The organism is Streptococcus sp. DD11 (assembly GCF_001578865.1).
Classification (GTDB): Bacteria; Bacillota; Bacilli; order Lactobacillales; family Streptococcaceae; genus Streptococcus; species Streptococcus panodentis.
Map to the genome: position 1 here is coordinate 272,051 of NZ_KQ969394.1, position 20,888 is coordinate 292,938.

Genomic DNA, 20,888 nt, shown 5'->3' on the forward strand with positions numbered 1-20,888 from the left:
TTTTCAGCTGCCTTGCCGGCTCCAGCCGCTGCGGTAGCAGGGGCAGCAGAAGCTCCGCTTCCGGCAGCACCATCTGCATCTGCAGCCGCAGAGACTGCTCTGCCGTCCATGTCGACTTCACTGGTATTGTCAACCTTGTCCCAGACATAGAAGCGGACGGTGCTTGGGTCTGCATCTGCTGGCAGAGTGTAGGAGCCATCCGCATTCGCTTCAAGGCTGACCTCCTGGCCGTCTTTTTGATAGCTCAGGTAGGTGCCGGCCAGACCGCTGCCGCTTTCTACAATGCTGCCCGGACGGAAAATGCGGCTGGCCTTGTCATAGTGGGCAGTGCCGGCTGCCATCTGCGGAGCTGTCGTGTCAATCTTCACCGAAAAATTCAGCTCCTGCTCCAAGGCTCCGGATGCCGCAGGACGGTAGGAGACGACAAACTGATACTCCCCGTCAGGCAGCCGACTGCCGTCCTTGTCAGTCCCATTCCAGTCGAGGTCATAGAAGATTTCACTGCGGCTGCCTCTGCGGTAGCTCCAGTCTGTCTTCCTGTGACTTTCATTGCCGCTCTCATAGACGGGATGCAAGCGCTCCTGATCCTCTTTTTTGAAAACAGCCAGATGGACATTTTCGACATTGCGCAGCATGACCGCCTTGAATCTGACGGTGTCAAAACGCAGATCCCCATTTGGCGAAAAGTAGAGCTGACTGCCGTCAAAACGCTCGCCATCCTGACCCAAAGTCTTGGTCTCATAAGCACCGTTTTCATAAACATAGCTGATGAGAGAAGTAAAGTGATTGTCAGGGTTTCTCTCAGGATTTTCCGGTACAGCATCATCGGCATAATCCGTTTTATCCTTGTAATAGTAGAAAGGTTTCTCGGATTCTGTGTAATCATAGATTGACTTTTCAATACCTTGCAGATTTTGGAATGCTCCTTTAAAGCCAATATAAGGAAGACTGACAAGCTCTTTTTGACTGGCAGCATCTCGGAAGAAGACGAAACCTTCAAGGAAGTAGCCGTTTTTCATCAGCCGGCTCAGCTCTTCTCTATAGGCACTGCTGTCAACCGCAATCGTAACCGTCTTACTGCCGTAAGCCGGTACGGTGACTGTCTCCCTTCCTTCTATCCGGGCCAATTCCCGCATTCTCAGCGTCATCTTGCCGTCCGCCACCTCATCTGTCCCGACAACAGTCCGATAGGCCAGCTGCCGGTCCTGGCCGGACAGATTATGAACGGTCACATCAAAGCGGAAGCTGTCTTCCACATTTCCCAAGGTCAGGCTGCTCCTGTCACCATCAGCTGTCAGATAGAGATCTCCGTAGGCAGCTGCCGTCACATCCATAATCCCGGCTCCCTGCTGGCGGACCGAAGAATAGGTGCCGCTTTCTGAGTTGACATGCGGTACAGCGGTACTCATCACCAGCTGTCTCATCAAGGTATGGAGCTGCTCAGGTGAGGCAGCTGGAAAGCGCTCCTGCAGGACTTGCTTGACCAGAGCGACCGCTCCGGCTGCATGCGGTGCTGCCATGCTGGTGCCGCGATCCATGTAATATTCGTTATTATTGACCGAAGAGTAGATCATACCGCCGGGCAGGGTCACATCCGGCTTCAGGTCGCCGTCAGCTGACAGCCCCCAAGAAGAAAAGTCGGACATTTCCCGCGCCTGCTCATAAGGAATGCGCTTGAAATGAATATCAAAATGCAGACTGTAGCTGCCGGCATGACGCGCCAGTTCCCGGCCGAATTTGTGACCAATCACACCTACCGGGAAACGTTCGCCCAGACCGCCAATGTCAAACTTGACCGGTCTGTCTCCCTGCTCTTCCGTCTGATAAAAGACAAGACCAGCAGCTCCGGCTGCTTTCAAATACTTGATTTTGTCAACATCGGAGACGGAACCGCCCCGCTCAGTCAGAACCACCTGTCCATCAACCTTGCTGTCCTGGTAATTGGCCGCCCCGCCCCGCTCAACATAGACATAAGACTGAGGGATTGTCGTGCGGAAGGAATCCCTTTCGACATAGGAAATCATCTCAATCTTACCATTATCAAAGGCTGCCTTTCCGGCCAGCTCAGGCACTGTAATCGAAGCAGCTGTTGACTCATGTTTGGTCAGGCTGTTGATAGAGGCAATAGACAGAGCATGGGGATTGATAGAGGGGGAGCCGGCCATCCCATAGTCCGGTGTGCTGGCCAGCGGCTTGCTGTACCAGAAGCCATTGGTGGCCATATTGGTCGCTGCCACCGTAACGGTCACACCGGCCTTTCTGGCTAGTTCAAAGGCCTGCAGGGTAATGTCCCCCATATCACTCATAGCACCCGAAGCTGTCCCCAGACTCATATTGACCGTATCCGCACCCAGCTTGACTGCGTCTTCCAAAGCCTTCGTGTAGACAAAGGTCTGCACTTTTCCGCCGCCCTTGGTGTCAGAAAAGGCCCGCAAAAACATGAGCTGCGCTTCTGGTGCGACTCCTCGGATAATTTCCCCATTCGGCGATGGCTGGCTGGCATTTCCGACCGCAGTACCGGCGACATGGGCTCCGTGGGAGATGGGGTCTTCTTCTTTTACCTGCTCATCTAAGTCGCTGTAGTTATGCACATAGACGATTTTGTCACTGTACCATTTCCCATAGCGGATGCCGGCCTTTTGCTTCACCGCCTCCAGCTCAGCCTCACTCTTGTATTTGGCCTTGGAAATATCTGTCAGGCGGAAAATATCATGGCTGGGATCTATCCCGGTATCAATCACTGCCACGACCTGTCCCTGACCTTTAATCCCTCTGTCCCACAGCGGCTGCAGATTGATCAGGCTGTTCTCTTCGCTGACTTTTACAGGACTGCCAGACTGAGGGGAAGCTGCTGCGGCCGGAGCTGCTGACCGCTCGCTTTCATGAAAGAGGCTGAGGTCAATCTTATCCACCCGGGGCAAGCTTCTGATTTTTTTGGCATCGCCATAAGTGGTCTCCAGAGCAAAGCCATTAAAAAGAAGGTCAAATTCATAAAGCTTCTGATAGCGAATCCCCTGCGCCTCAAGCTCAGCCAAGACTTCTCTGCGAATCGGTGCCCTGCTGGCAATCCGAAGCTGGCGGCCGCTTTCCGTCTCCAGCCAATCAGCCGGAAGGTCTTTTTCCTCCTTCAGCTTGACCAAGACTCTGACAGCATCTGTATCCTGATACAGGGGCTGACTTTGCTGGGGCTGCTTATCCAGACTCGGACCGGCCGTTGGCGCCGCGGTCGCCGCTGCTTGCTCTGATCCAGCCGTGCCAGCTGCTGTTTCCTGCAACTGCGGCAGCGGCTGCTCGACTCCGGCTGTTTCCTGCTTGGCCAAGGGACTCGCAGGACCCGCTTCCGGATCAGAAAGACTGCCGCCTTCTGCCTGACTGCTGCTGGGCTGCGCGGAAGCAGCCGGCACAGAATCCGAAGGCTGCTGAGGGGCCGCCGAGCTTTCCAGCTGCATCGCTGGCTGTTCCAGCTGAGGAAGAGGCGGCTGAAGCTGACTTTCAGTATCTGCTAAAGCAACCTGAGCAGAAAACAGGACACCGACCAAGACAGATGCCACCCCAACAGCATACTTGCGAATGGAGAAGCGCTGCTGCTTTTGAAATTCCATAAAAAACCTCCTCGGAATGTTTTTGTAAGCGTTTGCTTATATCAATACACTAACATTTTAATGCCAGTAAATTTATTTGTCAATCATTTATGCTAAAATAAAATAATATTCAAAAAAAGTCCTTTTATCAATAAATATGCCGCCTCCATCGGCAGCCTGCTCTTGGAAAATCCAAGGTTGAGAAGCCACACCAGGCCCGGAAATCTTGAGATTGCAGAAAAAGAAAGCAAGCAAAGCGCTGACAAGCTCCAGCGGAACTTTTGAAACGGCAGGAACTTCCAAGAGGAAGCAAGCAAAGCACTGCGATGAGGCCGTGACTGAAGCAAGCCAATTCCCCTCCAAACACTGGTTTAAGACAATAAATAGAAAAAGCGCTTTTCGGCTTTATCGGCCGGCCCTGTCAGTTTTTGCTTTTCGAAAAGCAGGCCTATCAATCTGCATAGCAGGACAGGCCTTGCCCACTGTATTCTTGCCGCAATTTTTGTTATACTAGTGATAGAAAAAGAATGAGGAAGCAAGATGACTCCAAATAAAGAAGACTATCTCAAGTGCATCTATGAGATTGGCAGCCGCCGAAAAAAAATTACCAACAAGGAAATCGCCCAGCTCATGCAGGTTTCACCGCCGGCTGTGACCGAAATGATCAAGAAAATGCTGGCGGAAGAACTGCTGGTCAAGGACAAAGAGGCCGGCTACCTGCTGACAGATCTCGGACTAAAGCTGGTTTCTGACCTCTATCGCAAGCACCGGCTGATCGAGGTCTTTCTGGTCCATCATCTCGGCTATTCGACCGACGAAATCCACGAGGAAGCCGAAGTTCTGGAGCATACTGTCTCTGAGCGCTTTGTCGAGCGCCTGGACGCCATGCTGCAATCCCCCAAGACCTGCCCTCACGGCGGCACTATCCCAGCCAAAGGGGAGCTGCTGACAGAAGAATACCAGCTGACGCTGGAAGCCGCTTCAACTCCCGGCGACTATATCATTCGGCGCGTGCATGATGAGTTTGACCTGCTCAAATACTTGGAGAAGCATAAGCTGAAAATCGGCCAAACCATCACCTTGCTCCAATACGATACCTTCGCCCAGAGCTACCTCCTCAAGAACGGAAGTCAAGAAATCCAACTCAATCCCATGATTGCCCAGCAGATTTATGTGGAAAAAATTTAAAAAGGCCTTTTCAACTTACGAAACAGGCCTTTTATTTTGAAACGATTGGACAGTGCTTACTCAACTAAAGCAGCATGAAAGCGGATAACATCCCCGCAATCACATTGGCCAGCGCATGCATGCTCCAGCTGGCTAAAATGGATCCGCCTGCCTTCTTTTCATTGACAAAGCCCAGATAGGCCGCGATGCCGCCCGTACACAAAATGATGAGCAGGGTCTGCTGCCAAGAGAGCACTGTCATAAACATAAAGCCATGGAGCAGACCAAAAAGGGCAGCTTGTATGGTATTGGCCACTACAAAGGGGAAGCAGCTAGCCAATCTCTTTAAAAGAAAGCCTCTGAATAGCAGCTCCTCCGGCAAAGCCGTCTGAAAAAGACTGTAGACCAGAATACCTGGCAGAGCACGGAAACCAAGGCCGGAAAAGCCCGAGGTTGCTGTCTCAAGGCCTTTCACAGTCGTTTGCAATAGCAAAAACGAAAAGAGCATGAAAAATAACGACCCCAGCAGAATCCACAGCCACACCCTATGCTTGCCAGTATTTTTTAGCGACTTTAAACCTAGCCAGTCTAAAAACAGACTTTTTCTTCTGGCCGTCATCAACCACCAAACAAAAGGAAGCAAAGCAAACAAAGCGATTTGAATCAGAGCATTCAGTATCTGTTGAACTAGATTTTCCATGGCAAGAGACTCCTTTCCTTTCTTTAACTTTATTATACAAGACAAACTTCAAATATTTATAAAGTCCTTCTAAAATATTTCTAAAGAATAGACGGAGGCACCATTTTTCCTGCTGACTTGCCAAGGTTCCTGCTTTTTGCTACAATGATGGCAAAAATGCAAAGGAGAAAACGCATGCCTCAGGAACTCTTTAAAGACTTGGCCCAGCTGGACCAAGTAGAAGCCCTTGTCCTCGGCGGTTCTCGGGCCGGCCAGCATTTTGACCAAGACTCCGACTATGATGTCTATGTTTACCTGACCGCTCCCCTTGCTCCAGAGATTCGGCGGAGCATCCTCAGCAAGCATTGCTCATATATGGAAATCGGCAATCATTTCTGGGAGTTAGAGGATGATTGCGTGCTCAAGAACGGCATCGAGATGGAGCTCATTTACCGCCGTCTGGATGATTTTGACCAAGATCTCGAGACTGTCGTCCTCAGCCACCAAGCCCAGAATGCCTACACCACCTGCATGTGGTACAATCTGCTCCACAGCAAGATTTTGTACGACCGCCATGGCCGCTATGCTGCTCTCCAGAGCAAGTACAGCCTGCCCTATCCCACCGAGCTGAAAAAGAACATCATCGCCAAGCAGCTTCTCTTGCTGGATCAAGCCCTGCCAGCATTCTCAAGGCAAATCAAAAAGCCCTCAAACGTCAGGACCTCCTCAGCATCAACCACAGGAGCAGCGAGTTTTTCGCCTCTTACTTTGACTTGCTCTTTGCCCTCAATACCCAACCCCATCCCGGCGAAAAGCGCATGCTCCAGTATGCTCTGGACAACTGCTCCCGGCTGCCCCAAGATTTTGAAGGCACTATCCAAAACTACTTCCGAACTCTCCATCAGCCCGACCGCCAGCAGGAAACCCTTGCAAGCCTGGATAAAATCTTAGCCAATCTCATGGAACTGGCTGAAAAGGACGACGATCTTTAAGCACACAAAAGCCCATGAACCAGCTCGCTCAGCCAGTCCATGGGCTTCTTCTTTTTTATCGATGTTTCGTATCCAAGATAATGGTGACCGGTCCATCATTGAGCAGCTCCACCTGCATATCTGCACCGAAAAGGCCTGTTTGGGTCAGCACTTCCTGCTGCAAGGCCAGATTGAAAGCATCGTAAAGACGGCTGGCCATCTCTGGCGGTGCGGCCTTGACAAAGGCGGGCCGATTGCCTTTTTTGGTATCTGCATGCAGAGTGAACTGGGAGATAGACAGGATCTCACCGCCAATATCCTTGACAGACAGGTTCATCTTGCCCGCATCATCCGAAAAAATCCGCATATTAACAATCTTTCGGACGGCATAGTCCAGATCCTCCTGACTGTCATCAGGCCCTACGCCCACTAGGAGCAGGAGACCAGGCCCAATACAGCTGTACAGCTCTTGGCCGATACTGACCTGCGCGTGCTTGACACGCTGAATCACGATTTTCATGTCTTTTCCTTATCCCTTATTTCTCTTGCTCTTGAGCAGCGGCGGCTTATCCTCAAAGCCGGCTAGCCATTGGTCCGCTTGACCGAATAGACCTCTGGCACGCTCTTGATCTTGTCCACCACCGTCGTCAGCATGGACAGATTGGCAATGCCAAAGGACACATGGATATTGGCAAATTTCATATCCTTGGTCGGCTGGGCATTGACCGTTGAGATGTTTTTAGTGGTATTGGACAGGACCTGCAGGACATCATTGAGAAGGCCGGAGCGGTTGAGGCCGTAAATATCGATATGGGCCATGTATTCCTTGGTCGTATTGTTATCTTCCCACTCAACATCAATCAAGCGCTGCTCATAGTTATCCTGAGCTCTCAGATTCATGCAGTCCACACGGTGGATAGCGACTCCGCGTCCCTTGGTAATATAGCCGACAATGTCATCGCCCGGCACTGGATTGCAGCATTTGGCAATCCGAATCAAAAGCCCCGAAGCCCCCTGAATCACTACGCCGCCCTCATGCTTGACCTTAAGGGTGTCTTTTTTGTTTTCGACCTTGACTTCGCCGCCCTTGACCAGCTCCTCAGCTTCTGCTCTGGCTTTGGCCCGCTCTTCCTCGCGACGTTCCTTTTCTGTCAGCCGATTGAAAATGGTAATCGCACCAATTTCTCCAAAGCCGATGGCGGCAAAAAGGGCATCTTCCGTCTTATAGCTGGTCTTTTGCAGCACTTCCTCGATGTGCTTCTTGTCCATGTACTTATTTGCCACATAGCCATGCTCCTGAAACTGAGCCTGCAAAAGCTCCCGTCCTTTGGAGATAGAGAGTTCCTTGTCCTGATTTTTAAAGAACTGACGGATCTTATTTCTGGCCTTGCTGGTCTTGACCACATTGAGCCAGTCCCGGCTGGGACCGAAAGAGTTGGCATTGGTGATGATTTCGACCTGATCGCCGGTTTTCAGCTTGGTTGTCAGCGGCACCATGCGGCCGTTGACCTTAGCACCGGTCGCCTTTTCGCCGACCTTGGTATGAATCTCATAGGCAAAGTCAATGGGGCCGGAGTCCTTGGGCAGCGAGCGGACTGCACCATCCGGCGTAAAGACATAGATTTCCTCAGCCAGATAGCTCTCCTTGACGGAGTCCACAAAGTCCTTGGCGTCATTGGACTGGTCCTGCAGCTCCATCAGCTCCTTGATCCAGTTCATCCCGATGGCGGACTCTCTGCTGTCAACCTGCCCCTTGACCCCTTTCTTATAGGCCCAGTGGGCTGCGACCCCATACTCAGCGACTTCGTGCATCTCCTTGGTCCGAATCTGAAATTCAATCGGACCTTTGGGCCCATAAACCGTGGTGTGGATCGACTGGTAGCCATTGGCCTTGCGATTGGCAATATAATCCTTGAACCGTCCGGGCATCGGCCGCCAAAGCTCATGGATATAGCCCAGCATCGCGTAGACATCGCTCTGAGTGTCCAGGATACAGCGGATAGCGATCAAATCATAAATCTCATCAAAGCGCTTTTTCTTATCCTGCATCTTGCGGTAGATGGAGTAGATGTGCTTAGGCCGGCCGTAGATTTTGCCATGCAGATGGCGCTCACCGGCATAGGTCTCAATCTTCTGGACCACCTCATCCACCAAGGCTTCCCGCTCCCGCCTTTTTTCCTTCATCATGTGGGAAATCTTGTAAAATTCCGTCTCATTGAGATAGCGGAAGGACAGGTCTTCCAGCTCCCACTTGACGCTGGAAATCCCCAAGCGGTGAGCCAGCGGAGCATAGATTTCCATTGTCTCTCGGGAAATGCGCTCCTGCTTGTCCTTGCGCAGGTGCTTGAGCGTCCGCATATTGTGGAGACGGTCAGCCAGCTTGACCAGGATGACCCGAATGTCCTCGGACATGGCCATGAGCATCTTGCGGTGATTTTCCGCCAGCTGCTCCTCGTGGGACTTGTACTTGACTTTCCCCAGCTTGGTCACACCGTCCACAATCACGCGCACATCCGGCCCAAACTCCCTTTCCAAATCATCTAAAGTCGCTCTGGTGTCCTCAACCACATCATGCAGGAAGCCGCAGGCCACTGTCACCGCATCCAGCTTGAGCTTGGCCAAAATCCCCGCCACCTGAATCGGATGCACGATATAAGGCTCCCCCGACTTGCGAAACTGCCCGCTGTGACAGTCAATCGCATAGACCAGGGCCTTCTGTATAAAAGCCACATCCTCTGCGGCTAAATATTTTCGGGTCAGGGCCAAGACCTGATCGCCCGTCAAATTCACTTCTTTTGGCATCTCACTTCTCCAATTTCTTCTTACCATTTTATCACTTTTAAAGCAATATGAAAACAAGGAAATATTGGAAAAAATCCACTAAACAAAAAAACCGCCTGTAGCGGCAGGAAAGCAGGCGCTCCGTCTTTGCCTAATCAGTCTGGAGCAGGCCTCAGACAGCGGCAGAACTGAAGCTTTTCAGCACTTGTTTACCACAGCAAAAACTCCGGGCGCAGCAGCGGATGGCTGGAAACTGTCTTTTGGCGGTTTTCAATCAGAGGCCTCAGCCGCCTTATAGCCTCCAAACACTAGAGCTTGCACATATCCTGCAATTCCTGAATGCTGCCGCTCTTTTGAAGGGCGCTTTCTTTGACTTGATTAGAAAATTGACCTGCTAGCATTTGATCCAAGCCTGCTGTCATCTGACTGACAGACTGATGCCAGCTTGCTGCAGACGCAGAAACATTGGTTTTCACTGCCTCCCTTTCCTGCTGCACCTCCGCTAAAGCCGCTTTTCCCAAGGTCTTTATACTCTCCAAAGCCAAGAGTTTCAGATAGCCGCCTACCTCAAACTTGGAAGTCTTTTTACTCTGCTTCATGAATACTTCTCCTTATCTTAGCTAGTTCTTCCTCATATTTGTCTGTTTTTTTATGAAAATTCTTCTCAAAAAGCTCATATTCCTGATTAAGACTGTCCCGCTCTTTGCGGTAGTCTGTCTCAAGATCATCCTGCACTTGAAAGACCTTATCATAAAATTCATGGATGATTTGCGAGTCATCCACAGACTGCTTTACACAGGCAACGGTATAATCTTCTATACCTTCTATTTGCTGTCTAGCAGAATGATAGAGGTCATCCGTTTCAGTCATGACCTCTTCAAATGCTCTTTTCTCCACCATGTAATCGTCATAAAAATTATTATAACTTTCCTGAGTGCGCCTCAGCAGATTATAGAGCTGATCTATTTTGTCTTCTGAATGCTGCCCCATATTTGATACTCCTTAGCCAGACCTTCATCTGCCTCTGTCATCTTCCTAATCCCATCAGCAATGCTGGCGGACAGAGCAGAAAAGTCTTCTTTAATCTTGACTGCTTTAGCCCGAATCTCTTCAAGCTCATTGATAACCCTTGTTTCAATCGTGTCTTTTGTCGCCCCTGCTTGAGCAAGAGCATCCACTATCTCTGCCTCACTGAGGAATAAAGCATTTGGGACAAGGGAGGCCTGCGACAGTAAAGCAGCCCATTTTCCACTAACCTTGGAAATGCCATAGTCACAGAAAGCCATAACTGCCTCAACAGAAATAGCCGCCACATCACTTAAACTTGCAGTAAAAGCCATAGCTTGCTCACTATCCATGTAAATGCTCTCCGTTCTAGTATAACCACCTGCGCTGACTTTCTGATAGAGCCCGCTCAGGGACTGACGCTTTAGTTCCAGCTGTTCTTGAACCTGCTTGACACGGGCAAGGTGATAGCCCTGCAAATCGGCCTCCTGAACATTCAGATAGCCTGCTTTGTAGTCATAGCCGCCCCACATATGCTGTGAAATCCAGTCCCCAGTTTGCTTGCTGTTAATCCTTACAAGCGTGCCCACAACTCCTTCACTTCCAGATGCAGGATAGCCGATGGGAATAAGGTCATTCGTGTCGACATAATTAAAAATTTTGTACTTAATCTTATCAACCTGCTGCTTCTGCTTGTCAGTCAGAACCGGATAGGTATTGGGGCCCTCATAGAGGTAGGCTCCGTCAATTCGCTGTAAGTAACTGTCTTCCAGACTTGCCAAAGCAACCTGTCCGTCCATTGAGCCAAGAGAATGGGCATAAAGATTGACGCGGGCATTGGGGTATTTATCCATCACTTCTTTGAGTCCCTCAGCCGCCAGTCTCTGCTGCTTGGCCGCTCCCTTATTTATCCCAAGATATTGAGAGCGTAAAATATTGGCAGCCATTGAAGTATCGGTGAAGCCCCAGTCATTAATCGTGCCTGTCACACCTTTATAAGAGGAGAAATCAAACTCAGAGCCTTGAAACAAGACTGTAATTTCTGTCACATCTTCAGGCTTGACATCGCCCGTTATTTTTCTATCTGTAATGACATAACCGTCTAAGCCAAATTTCTCCTCTTCTGCTCTCTTAAAAAAATCTTCCGCTTTTACATTTTTGATATCCGTTTCTGTAGGACCGCTGAAATATCAGAGACATAGCCGATGGTAATATCATTTCCGACACTTGGATCTATTACAACATCATCACCAAGTTTATAATCTGTATATTCTTGCCAAGCAATCTTATTCTTTTCTTCATCATTGTAAAACATCGAAATCACTCCTTAAGCAAATCTTGAAATTTCTTTGATTTTGACATTCCTACTGTACTAATTGGTTCTTCTTCCCCATATTTTTGAATGCCAAACTTGCCTATAATATCTCGGTTTTCATTGATCACAATATGAAACATGATTCCGCCCATAGGATTATGACGGATGGTCTTGTCATCTATTTTATAAGAGCGAATCTTCCCCCTTATCCGTTAAAGCATGAGGATCTAATTTTTTTAATTTCTTTTCTATTAAATTCTTCACTTCTTCACTGTGGACAATCTTTACCATCTCATTCTGAAATTCTTGGTTTTTGTGAGCCATGTACATTCCTACTCCCAGACAAACAGCTGCAAGAAAACTGACAAATGCTAGTATTATTTTATGTTTTTGCTTCATAAGACACCCCCTGTTTCTATTATCATTTCAATTAAAGCAAGAAATTCTCGCCATAACTAAGATATTGAATCACTCGTCGTCACTTTCCAACAACGCCCGCAAACCCGCTGATTCACTCATACCAACCATACGAATTTTCCCATTCTCACCATCCATTCGAAGACCAGACTTCCCAACCATACTTATACTATCATTGATGATAATATTAAACATAATTCCTCCCATCGGATTATGCTTAATAGAGCTATCATCAATTTTATAAGAGCGAATCTTCCCTTTGTCTGTTAACGCATTAGGATCTTTTCTTTTTAAATCTTCTTCAATCAACTCCCTCACTTCCTCACTGTGAACAATTCTGAACATTTCATTCTGGAATTCTTGGTTTTTGTGAGCTAGGTAGAGACCTACTCCTATGCAAGCAGCCACAAACAAGCTGATAACTGATAAGATAATTTTATGTTTTTTCTTCATGTATTCACCTCTAAAAAGAAATCTCCTTATGACTATTTGGCCATCACTCCTCTAGTAACTGTTGAAGTTTTTCCGTAAGAGTGCCGCCAACTAAACTCATTCTACCATCTTGACTATATTTCTTTATACCAAATTTAAATATAGCATCCGAATCGTCATTAATTATAACATGAAACATAATCCCCCCCATCGGATTATGACGAATACTCGCATCATCTATTTTATAAGAACGGATTTTCCCTTTCTCCGTTAAAGCATTCGGATCTTCTTCTTTTAATGCTTCTACAATCATTTTTCTAACTTCCTCACTGTGGACAATCTTCGCCATCTCATTCTGAAATTCTTGCTGTCTGTGCGCCAGATACATTCCTACTCCCAGACAAACAGCTGCAAGAAAACTGACAAACGCTAGTATTATTTTATGTTTTTTCTTCATAAGACACCCCCTGTTTCTATTATCATTTCAATTAAAGCAAGAAATTCTCGCCATAACTAGGATAGTGAATCACTCGTCGTCACTTCCCAACAGCGCTTGCAAACCCGCTGATTCAGTCATACCATCCGTACGAATTTTCCTATTCTCACCATCCATTTGAAGACCAGTCTTCCCAACCATACTGATACTATCATTAATGATAATATGAAACATAATCCCTCCCATCGGGTTATGTTTAATGGAGCTATCATCTATCTTATAAGAACGAATTTTCCCCTTATCCGTTAAAGCATTCGGGTCCTTTCTTTTTAAATCTTCTTCAATCAGCCTCCTCACTTCCTCGCTGTGGACAATTCTGGTCATTTCATTCTGAAATTCTTGGTTTTTGTGGGCCAGATACATTCCGCCGCCAAGCAGAACCAGCGCAAGACAGCTGATCATTCTCATTATAATCTTATTTTTCTTAGACATGCAAACTCCTCCACGGCTCTTCTTATTACAATTATATACTATAAACAGCCGTTTATAAATCTAAAACCCACTCCTATAGGGCAGACACTTCTTCCCAGACTCAGGCAGCCGCCAAGCCGGGATTATCGCTCGAAGCAAAACCGGCTTCTTTTTCCTAAAACTTCATATTGCTGAAAGCGTTTTGATATAGTATAATAATCTGTGCAAATACATTTCTAAAAAGGAGTTATTATGTCCAAATCCACTCTTCAAAAAACGGTGTTTCTTTTAAGTGCGGCAGTCCTGACAGCAGCGGCCGCAAATGCGGTGCAGGCAGAAGAAATCAGCCAAGCAAAACCGGCTGATCCGGTAACAGCCGCCAGCGGCACGGCAGACAGCAGCCCTGCTCAGGCAAACGCTGCCGATACAGCAGAAAATACAGAGAGCAGCTCTGCTATTTCCCCAGAAAATACCGCAGACACTAGCGCCAATCTCCCAGCCGAGGCCCGTGCTGCCAGCCAAAGCGAGGATACCAAACCGGTAGAAGGGCAGCAGGTGGATGTCCGTATCCTGGCGACGACTGACCTTCACACCAATCTGGTCAACTACGACTACTATCAGGACAAGCCGGTAGAGACGCTGGGTCTGGCCAAAACAGCTATCCTCATCGAAAAGGCCAAGCAGGAAAATCCCAATGTCCTCTTAGTGGACAATGGCGACACCATTCAGGGAACGCCGCTGGGGACCTACAAGGCTATCGTGGATCCTGTGGAAAAGGGCGAGCAGCACCCTATGTATGCGGCCCTGCAGGCACTGGGCTTTGAGGCTGGAACTCTGGGAAATCACGAATTCAACTACGGTTTGGACTACCTGAACCGGGTCATCGAAACAGCCGGCATGCCTCTTGTCAATGCCAATGTAGTGGACCCTGCGACTGGAAAATTCATCTACCAGCCTTATAAAATCATCGAAAAAACCTTCACAGATACCCAAGGCCGGCTGACAACTGTCAAAATCGGTGTCACCGGTATTGTGCCGCCGCAAATCCTCAACTGGGACAAGGCCAATCTGGAAGGCAAGGTCCTTGTTCGCGACTCTGTCGAGGCTATTCAGGACATCATTCCTGAGATGCGCAAGGCCGGCGCAGACATCACCCTGGTCCTTTCCCACTCCGGTATCGGCGATGACAAGTATGAAAAAGGCGAGGAAAATGAAGGCTATCAAATCGCCAGCCTGCCGGGTGTTGATGCCGTTGTGACAGGGCATTCCCATGCCGAATTTCCAAGCGGCAACGGCAGCGGCTTTTATGAAAAGTATGCCGGAGTAGACGGCATTAATGGCAGGATCAACGGCACTCCGGTCACCATGGCCGGCAAATACGGCGACCACTTGGGGGTCATTGATCTCAGCCTGACCTATAAGGATGGCAACTGGCAGGTGACCGACAGCAAGGGCGCTATCCGCAAGGTAGATACCAAGTCCCACGAAGCTGATCAGCGGGTCATCGACATTGCCAAAGAGGCGCACGAAGGCACAGTCAGCTATGTCCGCCAGCAGGTCGGGACTACAACAGCACCGATTACCAGCTACTTCTCTCTGGTCAAGGACGACCCATCCGTCCAAATCGTCAACAATGCCCAGCACTGGTATGCCCAGCAGGAACTGGCCGGAACACCGGAAGGCCAGCTGCCGATCCTGTCCGCTGCTGCTCCCTTTAAGGCCGGCACCCGCGGCGATGCGACAGCCTATACAGACATTCCCGCAGGACCTATCGCCATCAAGAATGTCGCTGACCTCTATCTCTATGACAATGTCACGGCCATTCTCAAGGTCAACGGCGCCCAGCTCAAGGAATGGCTGGAAATGTCTGCCGGTCAGTTTAATACCATTGATCCGACCAAGACCGCACCGCAGGACCTCATCAACACCAACTACCGGACCTACAATTTTGATGTCATTGATGGGGTCACCTATGAGTTTGACATCACCCAGCCTAATAAATACGACCGCGAGGGCAAGACGGTCAATGCCAATGCCAGCCGGGTCCGCAACCTCAAGTACCAAGGCAGGGACATTGACCCCAATCAGGAATTTATCGTCGTGACCAACAACTACCGGGCCAACGGCAATTTCCCAGGCGTGCGGGAAGCCAGTCTCAACCGCCTGCTCAATCTGGAAAACCGCCAGGCTATTATCAACTACATTCTGGCCGTCCAAAACATCAATCCAAGTGCAGACGGAAACTGGCATTTTGCGGATACCATACAGGGTCTGGACATCCGCTTCCTGACGGCTGACAAGGCCAAGGACCTGATTGGCAGCGACAGCGACATCGTCTATCTGGCCGCTTCAGCCCAAGAAGGATTCGGCGAATACAAATTCGTCTACGTCGCACCGAAAACTGAACCGGTTCCTATTGAGCAACCAAGCTCTCCGACTATCGCAGTTCAAGCAGCCAATCTGCAGCATAGCAGAGTAGACTTCCCTGTCTTGACTGCTGTTGACCCTAGCACAAACAAGCAAGCGTCCCACAAACAGGCAGGAGCAGAAAGCCTTCCAGCAACTGGGGAGAAACATTCCGCTCTCGCTATCTTAGGAGTCTTAACAGTTGGCTTTGCCAGTCTGCTAGGCCTGAAAAAAGAAGAAAAAAATTAAGCTACAGAAAAATCAGCGGTGTCTTTTTTCCGCTGATTTTTTATATTCAAAGAAAACCAAAGATGGCAAGGGAAAACCTATGGATTCCATGGAAGAGCTTCATTTCCCCAACTCCAGCAGCACACTGACCGCACTAAGGGCATAAAGCGGAGCAGTTTCAGCCCGCAGGATACGTGGACCTAGACCAGCGGAGACTGCCCCTGCTTGGTGAAAGGCTGCTATTTCATCTGACGATAGACCGCCCTCCGGTCCAAAGATAAAGAGCACTTTTGCGCCGGCTTCCAAGCCTGACAGAGCCCGGACTAGAGCTGCAGTTTCTCCTTCTTTGGCCGATTCTTCATAGGCCACGATGATGCGGTCAAAGGCTGCCAAGGCTGCCAGAAAATCTGCCTTTTTATCAAAAAGCCGAACTTCTGGAATCAGATTGCGCTTGCTCTGCTCCGCTGCTCCTTGAGCAATTTTCTCCAGTTTTTCACTCTTTTTGGCTAGCTTTTTGCCATCCCATCTGGCCACTGACCAGTCCGCTGGAAAGCCCCAGAGAGCACCGGCTCCTAGCTCCGTTGCCTTTTGAGCGATAAATTCCAACTTATCGCCCTTGGGAAAGCCTGAAGCAATGGTCACTTGAACCGGCAACTCTGTATTGTCTGCCAGCTCCTCCAAGATTTCCAAGCTCTGCTGGTTGGGATCCAATACCCGAGCCAGCCGTTTCACGCCATCATCAAAGACCAGTGTGACTTGGTCACCCTCTTTGAGCCGCATGACCGAAAACATGTGTTTGGCCGTGTCCTTGTCCACAACAACCAGAGGAGATTCAATCTTTCCTTTTACAAAATACTGCTGCATTTAGCCTCCTATCACACCGGAAAGATCCTGCGTTTTCTTAAAGACACAGGCATTCCACTCGCCCTGAATCAGATGGGTTTCCAGGAAAAATCCTGCCCTTTCAGCCGACTCCCGCACCAAGTCCCACTTGTCTGAGATGATGCCGCTCATAATCAGATAGCCCTCATCCTTGAGCAGACGGTAGGCATCTTCGGTCAGGAGCAGCAGAATATCGGCCAGGATATTAGCCACGATGACATCGACCTCAATCTCCACCCCCCGCAGCAGGTCGCCCGCCGCCACCTGGATATTGTCCATGCCAGAATTGAGCACAATATTGTCCCGAGCTACGCGCACCGCCACGTCATCTAGGTCATAGGCGTAGATGGCCTTGGCGCCCAAGAGAGAGCTGGCAATAGAGAGAACGCCGCTGCCGGTGCCGACATCCAGCACGGTCTCTCCGCCCCGCAGGACCTGCTCCAGAGCAAAGAGGCTCATCTTGGTCGTCGGGTGGGTCCCCGTGCCAAAGGCCATGCCAGGATCCAGCCGGATTATCTTCTCGCCCGGTGCCGCCTCATAGTCCGTCCAAGAGGGTACGATGGTCAGATCATGGGTGATTCGAGCAGGCTCATAGTATTTCTTCCAGTTGTCCGCCCAGTCTTCCTCGGCCAAGACCTGCTGGGTCAGGCCGACCGGACCAGTCTCCAGACCAAAGTCTGCCAGCTCTTCCAGCCGGGCATGGACTTCAGCTGTCACTGCCGCCATATCCGCCGTCTCTGGATAGTAGCCGGTAATCTTGACCGTCTCTGCCTGCTCAACCTCCGGAAAGACCTCACCGTACTGTCCGACCGGACCCAAATAGTCAGCGCTGTCGTCAATGGCCACGCCCTGACTGCCCGACTCAATCAGAATATTAGAAGCCGCTTCCTCCGCCTCTCGATGCACCTCAATCGTTAATTCCTGCCATGTGTTCATTGCTTATTCCTGCTTCCTTCTCTTGATGCTTTTGGTCATGTAGACCATGTCCATGCCTTCTTTTTCAGGCTTGGTTACAGTCTGCCGGTAGCCATTTTTCTCATAAAAATGGACCATCCTTTCATCCTGCAGAACTGTACACAAATCCCACTGGCTGATGGATGAGCATTCTTGCTCCAGCAGACGGATAGCCTCTGAGCCATAGCCTTTGTTTTGATACTGGGGCAATATCGCCGCCGTCCCCAGCCAGGCTTCGGTCAGCTCCTCATTGGTCTGGATGCGGATGAAACCAAGGATTTCCTGGTTCTCCTTGATAAAAAAGTAATAGCTGTTGGGACGTTCCGCCAGCTTCCACTTGATTCGCTCTCTGTCCTCCAAGTAAGGATCGTATTCGTCCTGATACTTCTCATAGACAGCCTGAAAGCTAGCCCTTTGGATTTCAATAATGGTCTCCAAATCTTCAGCCCCTGCCCGTTCAAGATAGGTCATGCTTGCACCTCCAAATAATCTCTCAACCTGTCCTGTAGCTGCGGAATGACTTTTTCAGACGCCAAGAAATCACTAACAGCCATCATCTGGTAAGCCTGTCCCTCGTCACCAAAGACGATGCTGGCAACATCTTCCTGAGTGATGGTTCCCACCATAAAAATAGAGATTTTGTCTGGATTGACCATCCCTTGATATTCCTTAGCCCAGATAACAGCGGCTTCTTCAAGCTTCAAAGCAAGCTCTTCAAAAACCTCCCGCCGGACACATTCAAAGGGTGTCTCCTCGCTCTCGCGGCCGCCGCCCGGCAGCTCCCACATCCCCGGCCAAGGAATGGTTGGAATATTGTCTCGCAATATGGTCAGCAGCTGATCACCACAGATTAAGGCAATCTTGCAGCCGGAAAAATCCATCTGTTTGTGCAGCAAATCTAGTCCCTCTGCCATAAACGCCTCCTAATACCTGGGATAAGGATAGAAATCCGTCTCAGCCAAGTCTGCTCGGCCATTTTCAAAAGCCGCTGCATCCCAGCCTAGCTCAAACTCCACAGCCTCCTCGTCGGCCAGAAAGTCTAAGAGAGCATCCAGGCCCCGCTCAGCTGTCTGAGTCAGGAAATCGACCAGATAGGCCAGAAACTCCCGCGACAGGCCCTTCTTGGGCTCGTAGGGAATGGCTGCCAAATAGTCCTCCGCTGCAAAGCGAGACTTGGCCGGATTGTAAAAAATCAGCGCCTCCTCAAAGTAAATATCCTGATCTGAGCTCTCACCGTCCGCATCAACCAGCTCAATGCCAGACTGATTTTTGGCCTCCAAAAGAAAGGCCAGCTCCACAGCGTGGTTCTTCTTGTCCCAGCTCATCTCATAGTCAAAAGGGAAATTTTTCCCCATTTCCTCATCCAAAATATCCAAAAAACCGTACTTAGCCATGCCTTCTTCCTTCTAATGTGATAAAATATTACTATCTATAATAGTAACACAATTTTCAAAGAAAAACACTGACAGAAAGGAATCCCAATGCCAGAAAATCTCGCCCTGCGCATGCGGCCGACCAATATTGACCAGATTATCGGCCAGCAGCATCTGGTCGGCACCGGCAAAATCATCCGCCGCATGGTCGAAGCCAACCGCCTGTCCTCCATGATTCTCTACGGACCGCCGGGGATTGGCAAAACCTCCATCGCCTCCGCCATTGCCGGCACGACCAAATTTGCCTTCCGGACCTTCAATGCCACCGTTGACAGCAAGAAACGCCTGCAGGAGATTGCCGAGGAAGCCAAATTCTCCGGCGGACTGGTCCTGCTTTTGGATGAGATCCACCGGCTGGACAAGACCAAGCAGGACTTTCTGCTGCCGCTATTAGAGAGCGGCCTGATCATCATGATTGGAGCTACGACAGAAAATCCTTTCTTTTCAGTCACTCCTGCTATCCGCAGCCGGGTCCAGATTTTTGAGCTGGAACCCCTCAGCAATGAAGAGGTCAAGGAGGCCATTAAGACTGCTCTGACAGACAAAGAGCGCGGTTTTGACTTCCCCGTTGAGCTGGATGCAGAAGCCCTGGATTTCATCGCCGCCTCTACCAATGGCGACCTGCGCTCCGCCTTTAATTCGCTGGACTTGGCTGTTCTTTCTACCAAGGAAGACAAGGACGGCAGCCGCCACATCACGCTGGATGTGATGGAAAACAGCCTGCAAAAAAGCTATATCACCATGGACAAGGACGGGGACGGCCACTATGATGTGCTCTCCGCCCTGCAGAAGTCTATCCGCGGATCCGATGTCAATGCCAGCCTGCACTATGCGGCCCGACTGGTAGAAGCCGGTGACCTGCCCAGTCTAGCCCGGCGATTAACTGTCATTGCCTACGAGGATATCGGCCTGGCCAATCCTGATGCACAGATTCATACCGTCACAGCCCTGGAGGCGGCTCAGAAAATCGGCTTTCCGGAAGCCCGCATCCTCATCGCCAATATCGTCATTGATCTGGCCCTGTCCCCCAAGTCCAACTCGGCCTACGCAGCCATGGATAAGGCTCTGGCTGATCTGCGAAAGAATGGTAACCTGCCCATCCCCCGCCATCTGCGGGACGGCCACTATACCGGCAGCAAGGAACTGGGCAACGCTCAGGACTATAAGTTCCCCCACTCCTATCCCGGCAACTGGGTCCAGCAGGACTATCTGCCTGACAAGATAAAAAATGCTGATTATTTCACCCCAAATGAAAATGGAAAATACGAGCGAGCCCTTGGTATGACAAAGGAAAAGATCGATCAATTAAAAAAATGATGGTATCGTTTGCAAAAAATCGCATTTTTCACTTGAATTTTTCAAAATTTATGGTATTATAATTATAGAAACGCTGTGGTGTACGACTTCACACTTAAGTGTTGACCGACTATTTTTTGTATTATTAGGGAAACAAAAGACTTCTAACAGCATGCAGGCCGTGTCACGCGGAAGCAGCTTCAGTTAGAGCGAGTTGCCCACCTGCTTAATTGCGCGGGTTCAATACAAATCGTGAAGGTCCGGCACCAATACAGCTTTTTCTATTGCCTCCTTAGCTCAGCTGGCAGAGCAGCGGACTCTTAATCCGTGGGTCGCAGGTTCGATCCCTGCAGGGGGCATCTAAACAACAAGAAAAAGCCTTGATTTCAAGGCTTTTTTGCTTGTCTCAAGATCATTTGTCCCACGAATAACAT

General features: G+C 49.7%; 21 protein-coding genes, 1 tRNA gene and 2 pseudogenes. 5 read left to right on the forward strand and 19 right to left on the reverse strand.

The features are described 5' to 3' along the window. Together STRDD11_RS07120 and STRDD11_RS07125 are read right to left on the reverse strand one after the other, a co-directional pair. A partial coding sequence (locus STRDD11_RS07120; RefSeq protein WP_241209355.1) for an SGO_0316/SGO_0317 family LPXTG-anchored serine peptidase occupies positions 1-3,602 on the reverse strand: 3,602 nt, incomplete at its 3' end. Positions 3,603-3,689: 87 nt separating this feature from the next. Next, entirely contained in the window at positions 3,690-3,884 is a 195-nt protein-coding gene (locus tag STRDD11_RS07125) for a hypothetical protein (RefSeq protein ID WP_128836725.1), read from the reverse strand. A 237-nt stretch (positions 3,885-4,121) separates the two neighbouring features. Here STRDD11_RS07125 and STRDD11_RS07130 point away from each other — a divergent pair, with 237 nt between their 5' ends. Further along, positions 4,122-4,769 (forward strand): metal-dependent transcriptional regulator, encoded by a 648-nt coding sequence (locus STRDD11_RS07130; protein WP_128836726.1) that lies wholly within the window; start codon positions 4,122-4,124, stop codon positions 4,767-4,769. A 64-nt stretch (positions 4,770-4,833) separates the two neighbouring features. On the opposite strand, the gene STRDD11_RS07135 is transcribed toward STRDD11_RS07130, so the two are convergent. Both STRDD11_RS07135 and STRDD11_RS14350 read right to left on the reverse strand, forming a co-directional pair. After that, a complete protein-coding gene (locus STRDD11_RS07135; protein ID WP_241209366.1) occupies positions 4,834-5,367 on the reverse strand; it encodes a CPBP family intramembrane glutamic endopeptidase in 534 nt (177 codons plus the stop codon). Beyond that, entirely contained in the window at positions 5,294-5,572 is a 279-nt protein-coding gene (locus STRDD11_RS14350; protein ID WP_241209367.1) for a hypothetical protein, read from the reverse strand. The genes STRDD11_RS07135 and STRDD11_RS14350 overlap by 74 nt, the downstream gene beginning before the upstream one ends. Before the next feature lie 50 nt (positions 5,573-5,622). Between STRDD11_RS14350 and STRDD11_RS07140 the strand changes: the two are divergent. Further along, positions 5,623-6,419, forward strand: a pseudogene (locus tag STRDD11_RS07140) (nucleotidyltransferase domain-containing protein). A 55-nt stretch (positions 6,420-6,474) separates the two neighbouring features. On the opposite strand, the gene dtd reads toward STRDD11_RS07140, so the two are convergent. The 10 genes and pseudogenes from dtd to STRDD11_RS07185 all read right to left on the reverse strand — a co-directional run bounded on the left by dtd (position 6,475) and on the right by STRDD11_RS07185 (position 13,276). Beyond that, a complete protein-coding gene (gene dtd / locus STRDD11_RS07145) occupies positions 6,475-6,918 on the reverse strand; it encodes a D-aminoacyl-tRNA deacylase (RefSeq protein WP_128836728.1) in 444 nt (147 codons plus the stop codon). A 62-nt stretch (positions 6,919-6,980) separates the two neighbouring features. Then, positions 6,981-9,200: a RelA/SpoT family protein gene (locus tag STRDD11_RS07150; RefSeq protein ID WP_128836729.1), complete on the reverse strand. Its 2,220-nt coding sequence runs from the start codon at positions 9,198-9,200 to the stop codon at positions 6,981-6,983. Between the two features lie 287 nt (positions 9,201-9,487). Then, entirely contained in the window at positions 9,488-9,778 is a 291-nt protein-coding gene (locus STRDD11_RS07155; protein ID WP_128836730.1) for a hypothetical protein, read from the reverse strand. After that, positions 9,765-10,169, reverse strand: coding sequence for a hypothetical protein (locus STRDD11_RS07160; protein WP_128836731.1), 405 nt, complete (start codon positions 10,167-10,169; stop codon positions 9,765-9,767). Before STRDD11_RS07160 ends, STRDD11_RS07155 begins: the two co-directional genes overlap by 14 nt. Then, positions 10,142-11,233, reverse strand: a complete 1,092-nt coding sequence (locus STRDD11_RS07165) for an Mbeg1-like protein (protein WP_241209356.1) — start codon at positions 11,231-11,233, stop codon at positions 10,142-10,144. Before STRDD11_RS07165 ends, STRDD11_RS07160 begins: the two co-directional genes overlap by 28 nt. Positions 11,234-11,334: 101 nt before the next feature. After that, positions 11,335-11,499 (reverse strand): hypothetical protein, encoded by a 165-nt coding sequence (locus STRDD11_RS14355; RefSeq protein WP_241209357.1) that lies wholly within the window; start codon positions 11,497-11,499, stop codon positions 11,335-11,337. A gap of 5 nt (positions 11,500-11,504) precedes the next feature. Beyond that, positions 11,505-11,898: pseudogene (locus STRDD11_RS07170) on the reverse strand (DUF1310 family protein). Positions 11,899-11,967: 69 nt separating this feature from the next. Beyond that, entirely contained in the window at positions 11,968-12,369 is a 402-nt protein-coding gene (locus tag STRDD11_RS07175) for a DUF1310 family protein (protein WP_128836732.1), read from the reverse strand. 43 nt (positions 12,370-12,412) lie between these two features. Continuing rightward, on the reverse strand, positions 12,413-12,805 hold the full coding sequence (locus STRDD11_RS07180) for a DUF1310 family protein (protein WP_128836733.1): 393 nt from the start codon (positions 12,803-12,805) through the stop codon (positions 12,413-12,415). A gap of 69 nt (positions 12,806-12,874) precedes the next feature. Beyond that, positions 12,875-13,276: a DUF1310 family protein gene (locus tag STRDD11_RS07185; RefSeq protein ID WP_128836734.1), complete on the reverse strand. Its 402-nt coding sequence runs from the start codon at positions 13,274-13,276 to the stop codon at positions 12,875-12,877. A gap of 231 nt (positions 13,277-13,507) precedes the next feature. Between STRDD11_RS07185 and STRDD11_RS07190 the strand changes: the two genes are divergently transcribed. Next, the gene (locus STRDD11_RS07190) at positions 13,508-15,910 is read left to right on the forward strand and encodes a bifunctional 2',3'-cyclic-nucleotide 2'-phosphodiesterase/3'-nucleotidase (protein WP_128836735.1); all 2,403 of its coding nucleotides are present in this window, start codon (positions 13,508-13,510) and stop codon (positions 15,908-15,910) included. Positions 15,911-16,009: 99 nt separating this feature from the next. Here STRDD11_RS07190 and STRDD11_RS07195 read toward each other — a convergent pair whose 3' ends face one another. From STRDD11_RS07195 to STRDD11_RS07215, 5 genes are read right to left on the reverse strand one after another with little or no spacing between them, the layout of a single operon-like run. Then, on the reverse strand, positions 16,010-16,753 hold the full coding sequence (locus STRDD11_RS07195) for a 16S rRNA (uracil(1498)-N(3))-methyltransferase (protein ID WP_128836736.1): 744 nt from the start codon (positions 16,751-16,753) through the stop codon (positions 16,010-16,012). Next, entirely contained in the window at positions 16,754-17,707 is a 954-nt protein-coding gene (prmA, locus tag STRDD11_RS07200; RefSeq protein WP_128836737.1) for a 50S ribosomal protein L11 methyltransferase, read from the reverse strand. 3 nt (positions 17,708-17,710) lie between these two features. Continuing rightward, positions 17,711-18,196: a GNAT family N-acetyltransferase gene (locus tag STRDD11_RS07205; protein WP_128836738.1), complete on the reverse strand. Its 486-nt coding sequence runs from the start codon at positions 18,194-18,196 to the stop codon at positions 17,711-17,713. Beyond that, on the reverse strand, positions 18,193-18,639 hold the full coding sequence (locus STRDD11_RS07210; protein WP_128836739.1) for an NUDIX hydrolase: 447 nt from the start codon (positions 18,637-18,639) through the stop codon (positions 18,193-18,195). The genes STRDD11_RS07205 and STRDD11_RS07210 overlap by 4 nt, the downstream gene beginning before the upstream one ends. A 9-nt stretch (positions 18,640-18,648) precedes the next feature. Further along, a complete protein-coding gene (locus tag STRDD11_RS07215; RefSeq protein ID WP_128836740.1) occupies positions 18,649-19,119 on the reverse strand; it encodes a DUF3013 family protein in 471 nt (156 codons plus the stop codon). Positions 19,120-19,206: 87 nt separating this feature from the next. Here STRDD11_RS07215 and STRDD11_RS07220 point away from each other — a divergent pair, with 87 nt between their 5' ends. Together STRDD11_RS07220 and STRDD11_RS07225 are read left to right on the forward strand one after the other, a co-directional pair. Beyond that, on the forward strand, positions 19,207-20,475 hold the full coding sequence (locus tag STRDD11_RS07220; protein WP_128836741.1) for a replication-associated recombination protein A: 1,269 nt from the start codon (positions 19,207-19,209) through the stop codon (positions 20,473-20,475). 265 nt (positions 20,476-20,740) lie between these two features. Beyond that, a tRNA-Lys gene (locus tag STRDD11_RS07225) sits at positions 20,741-20,813 on the forward strand. Positions 20,814-20,888: the final 75 nt, after the last annotated feature.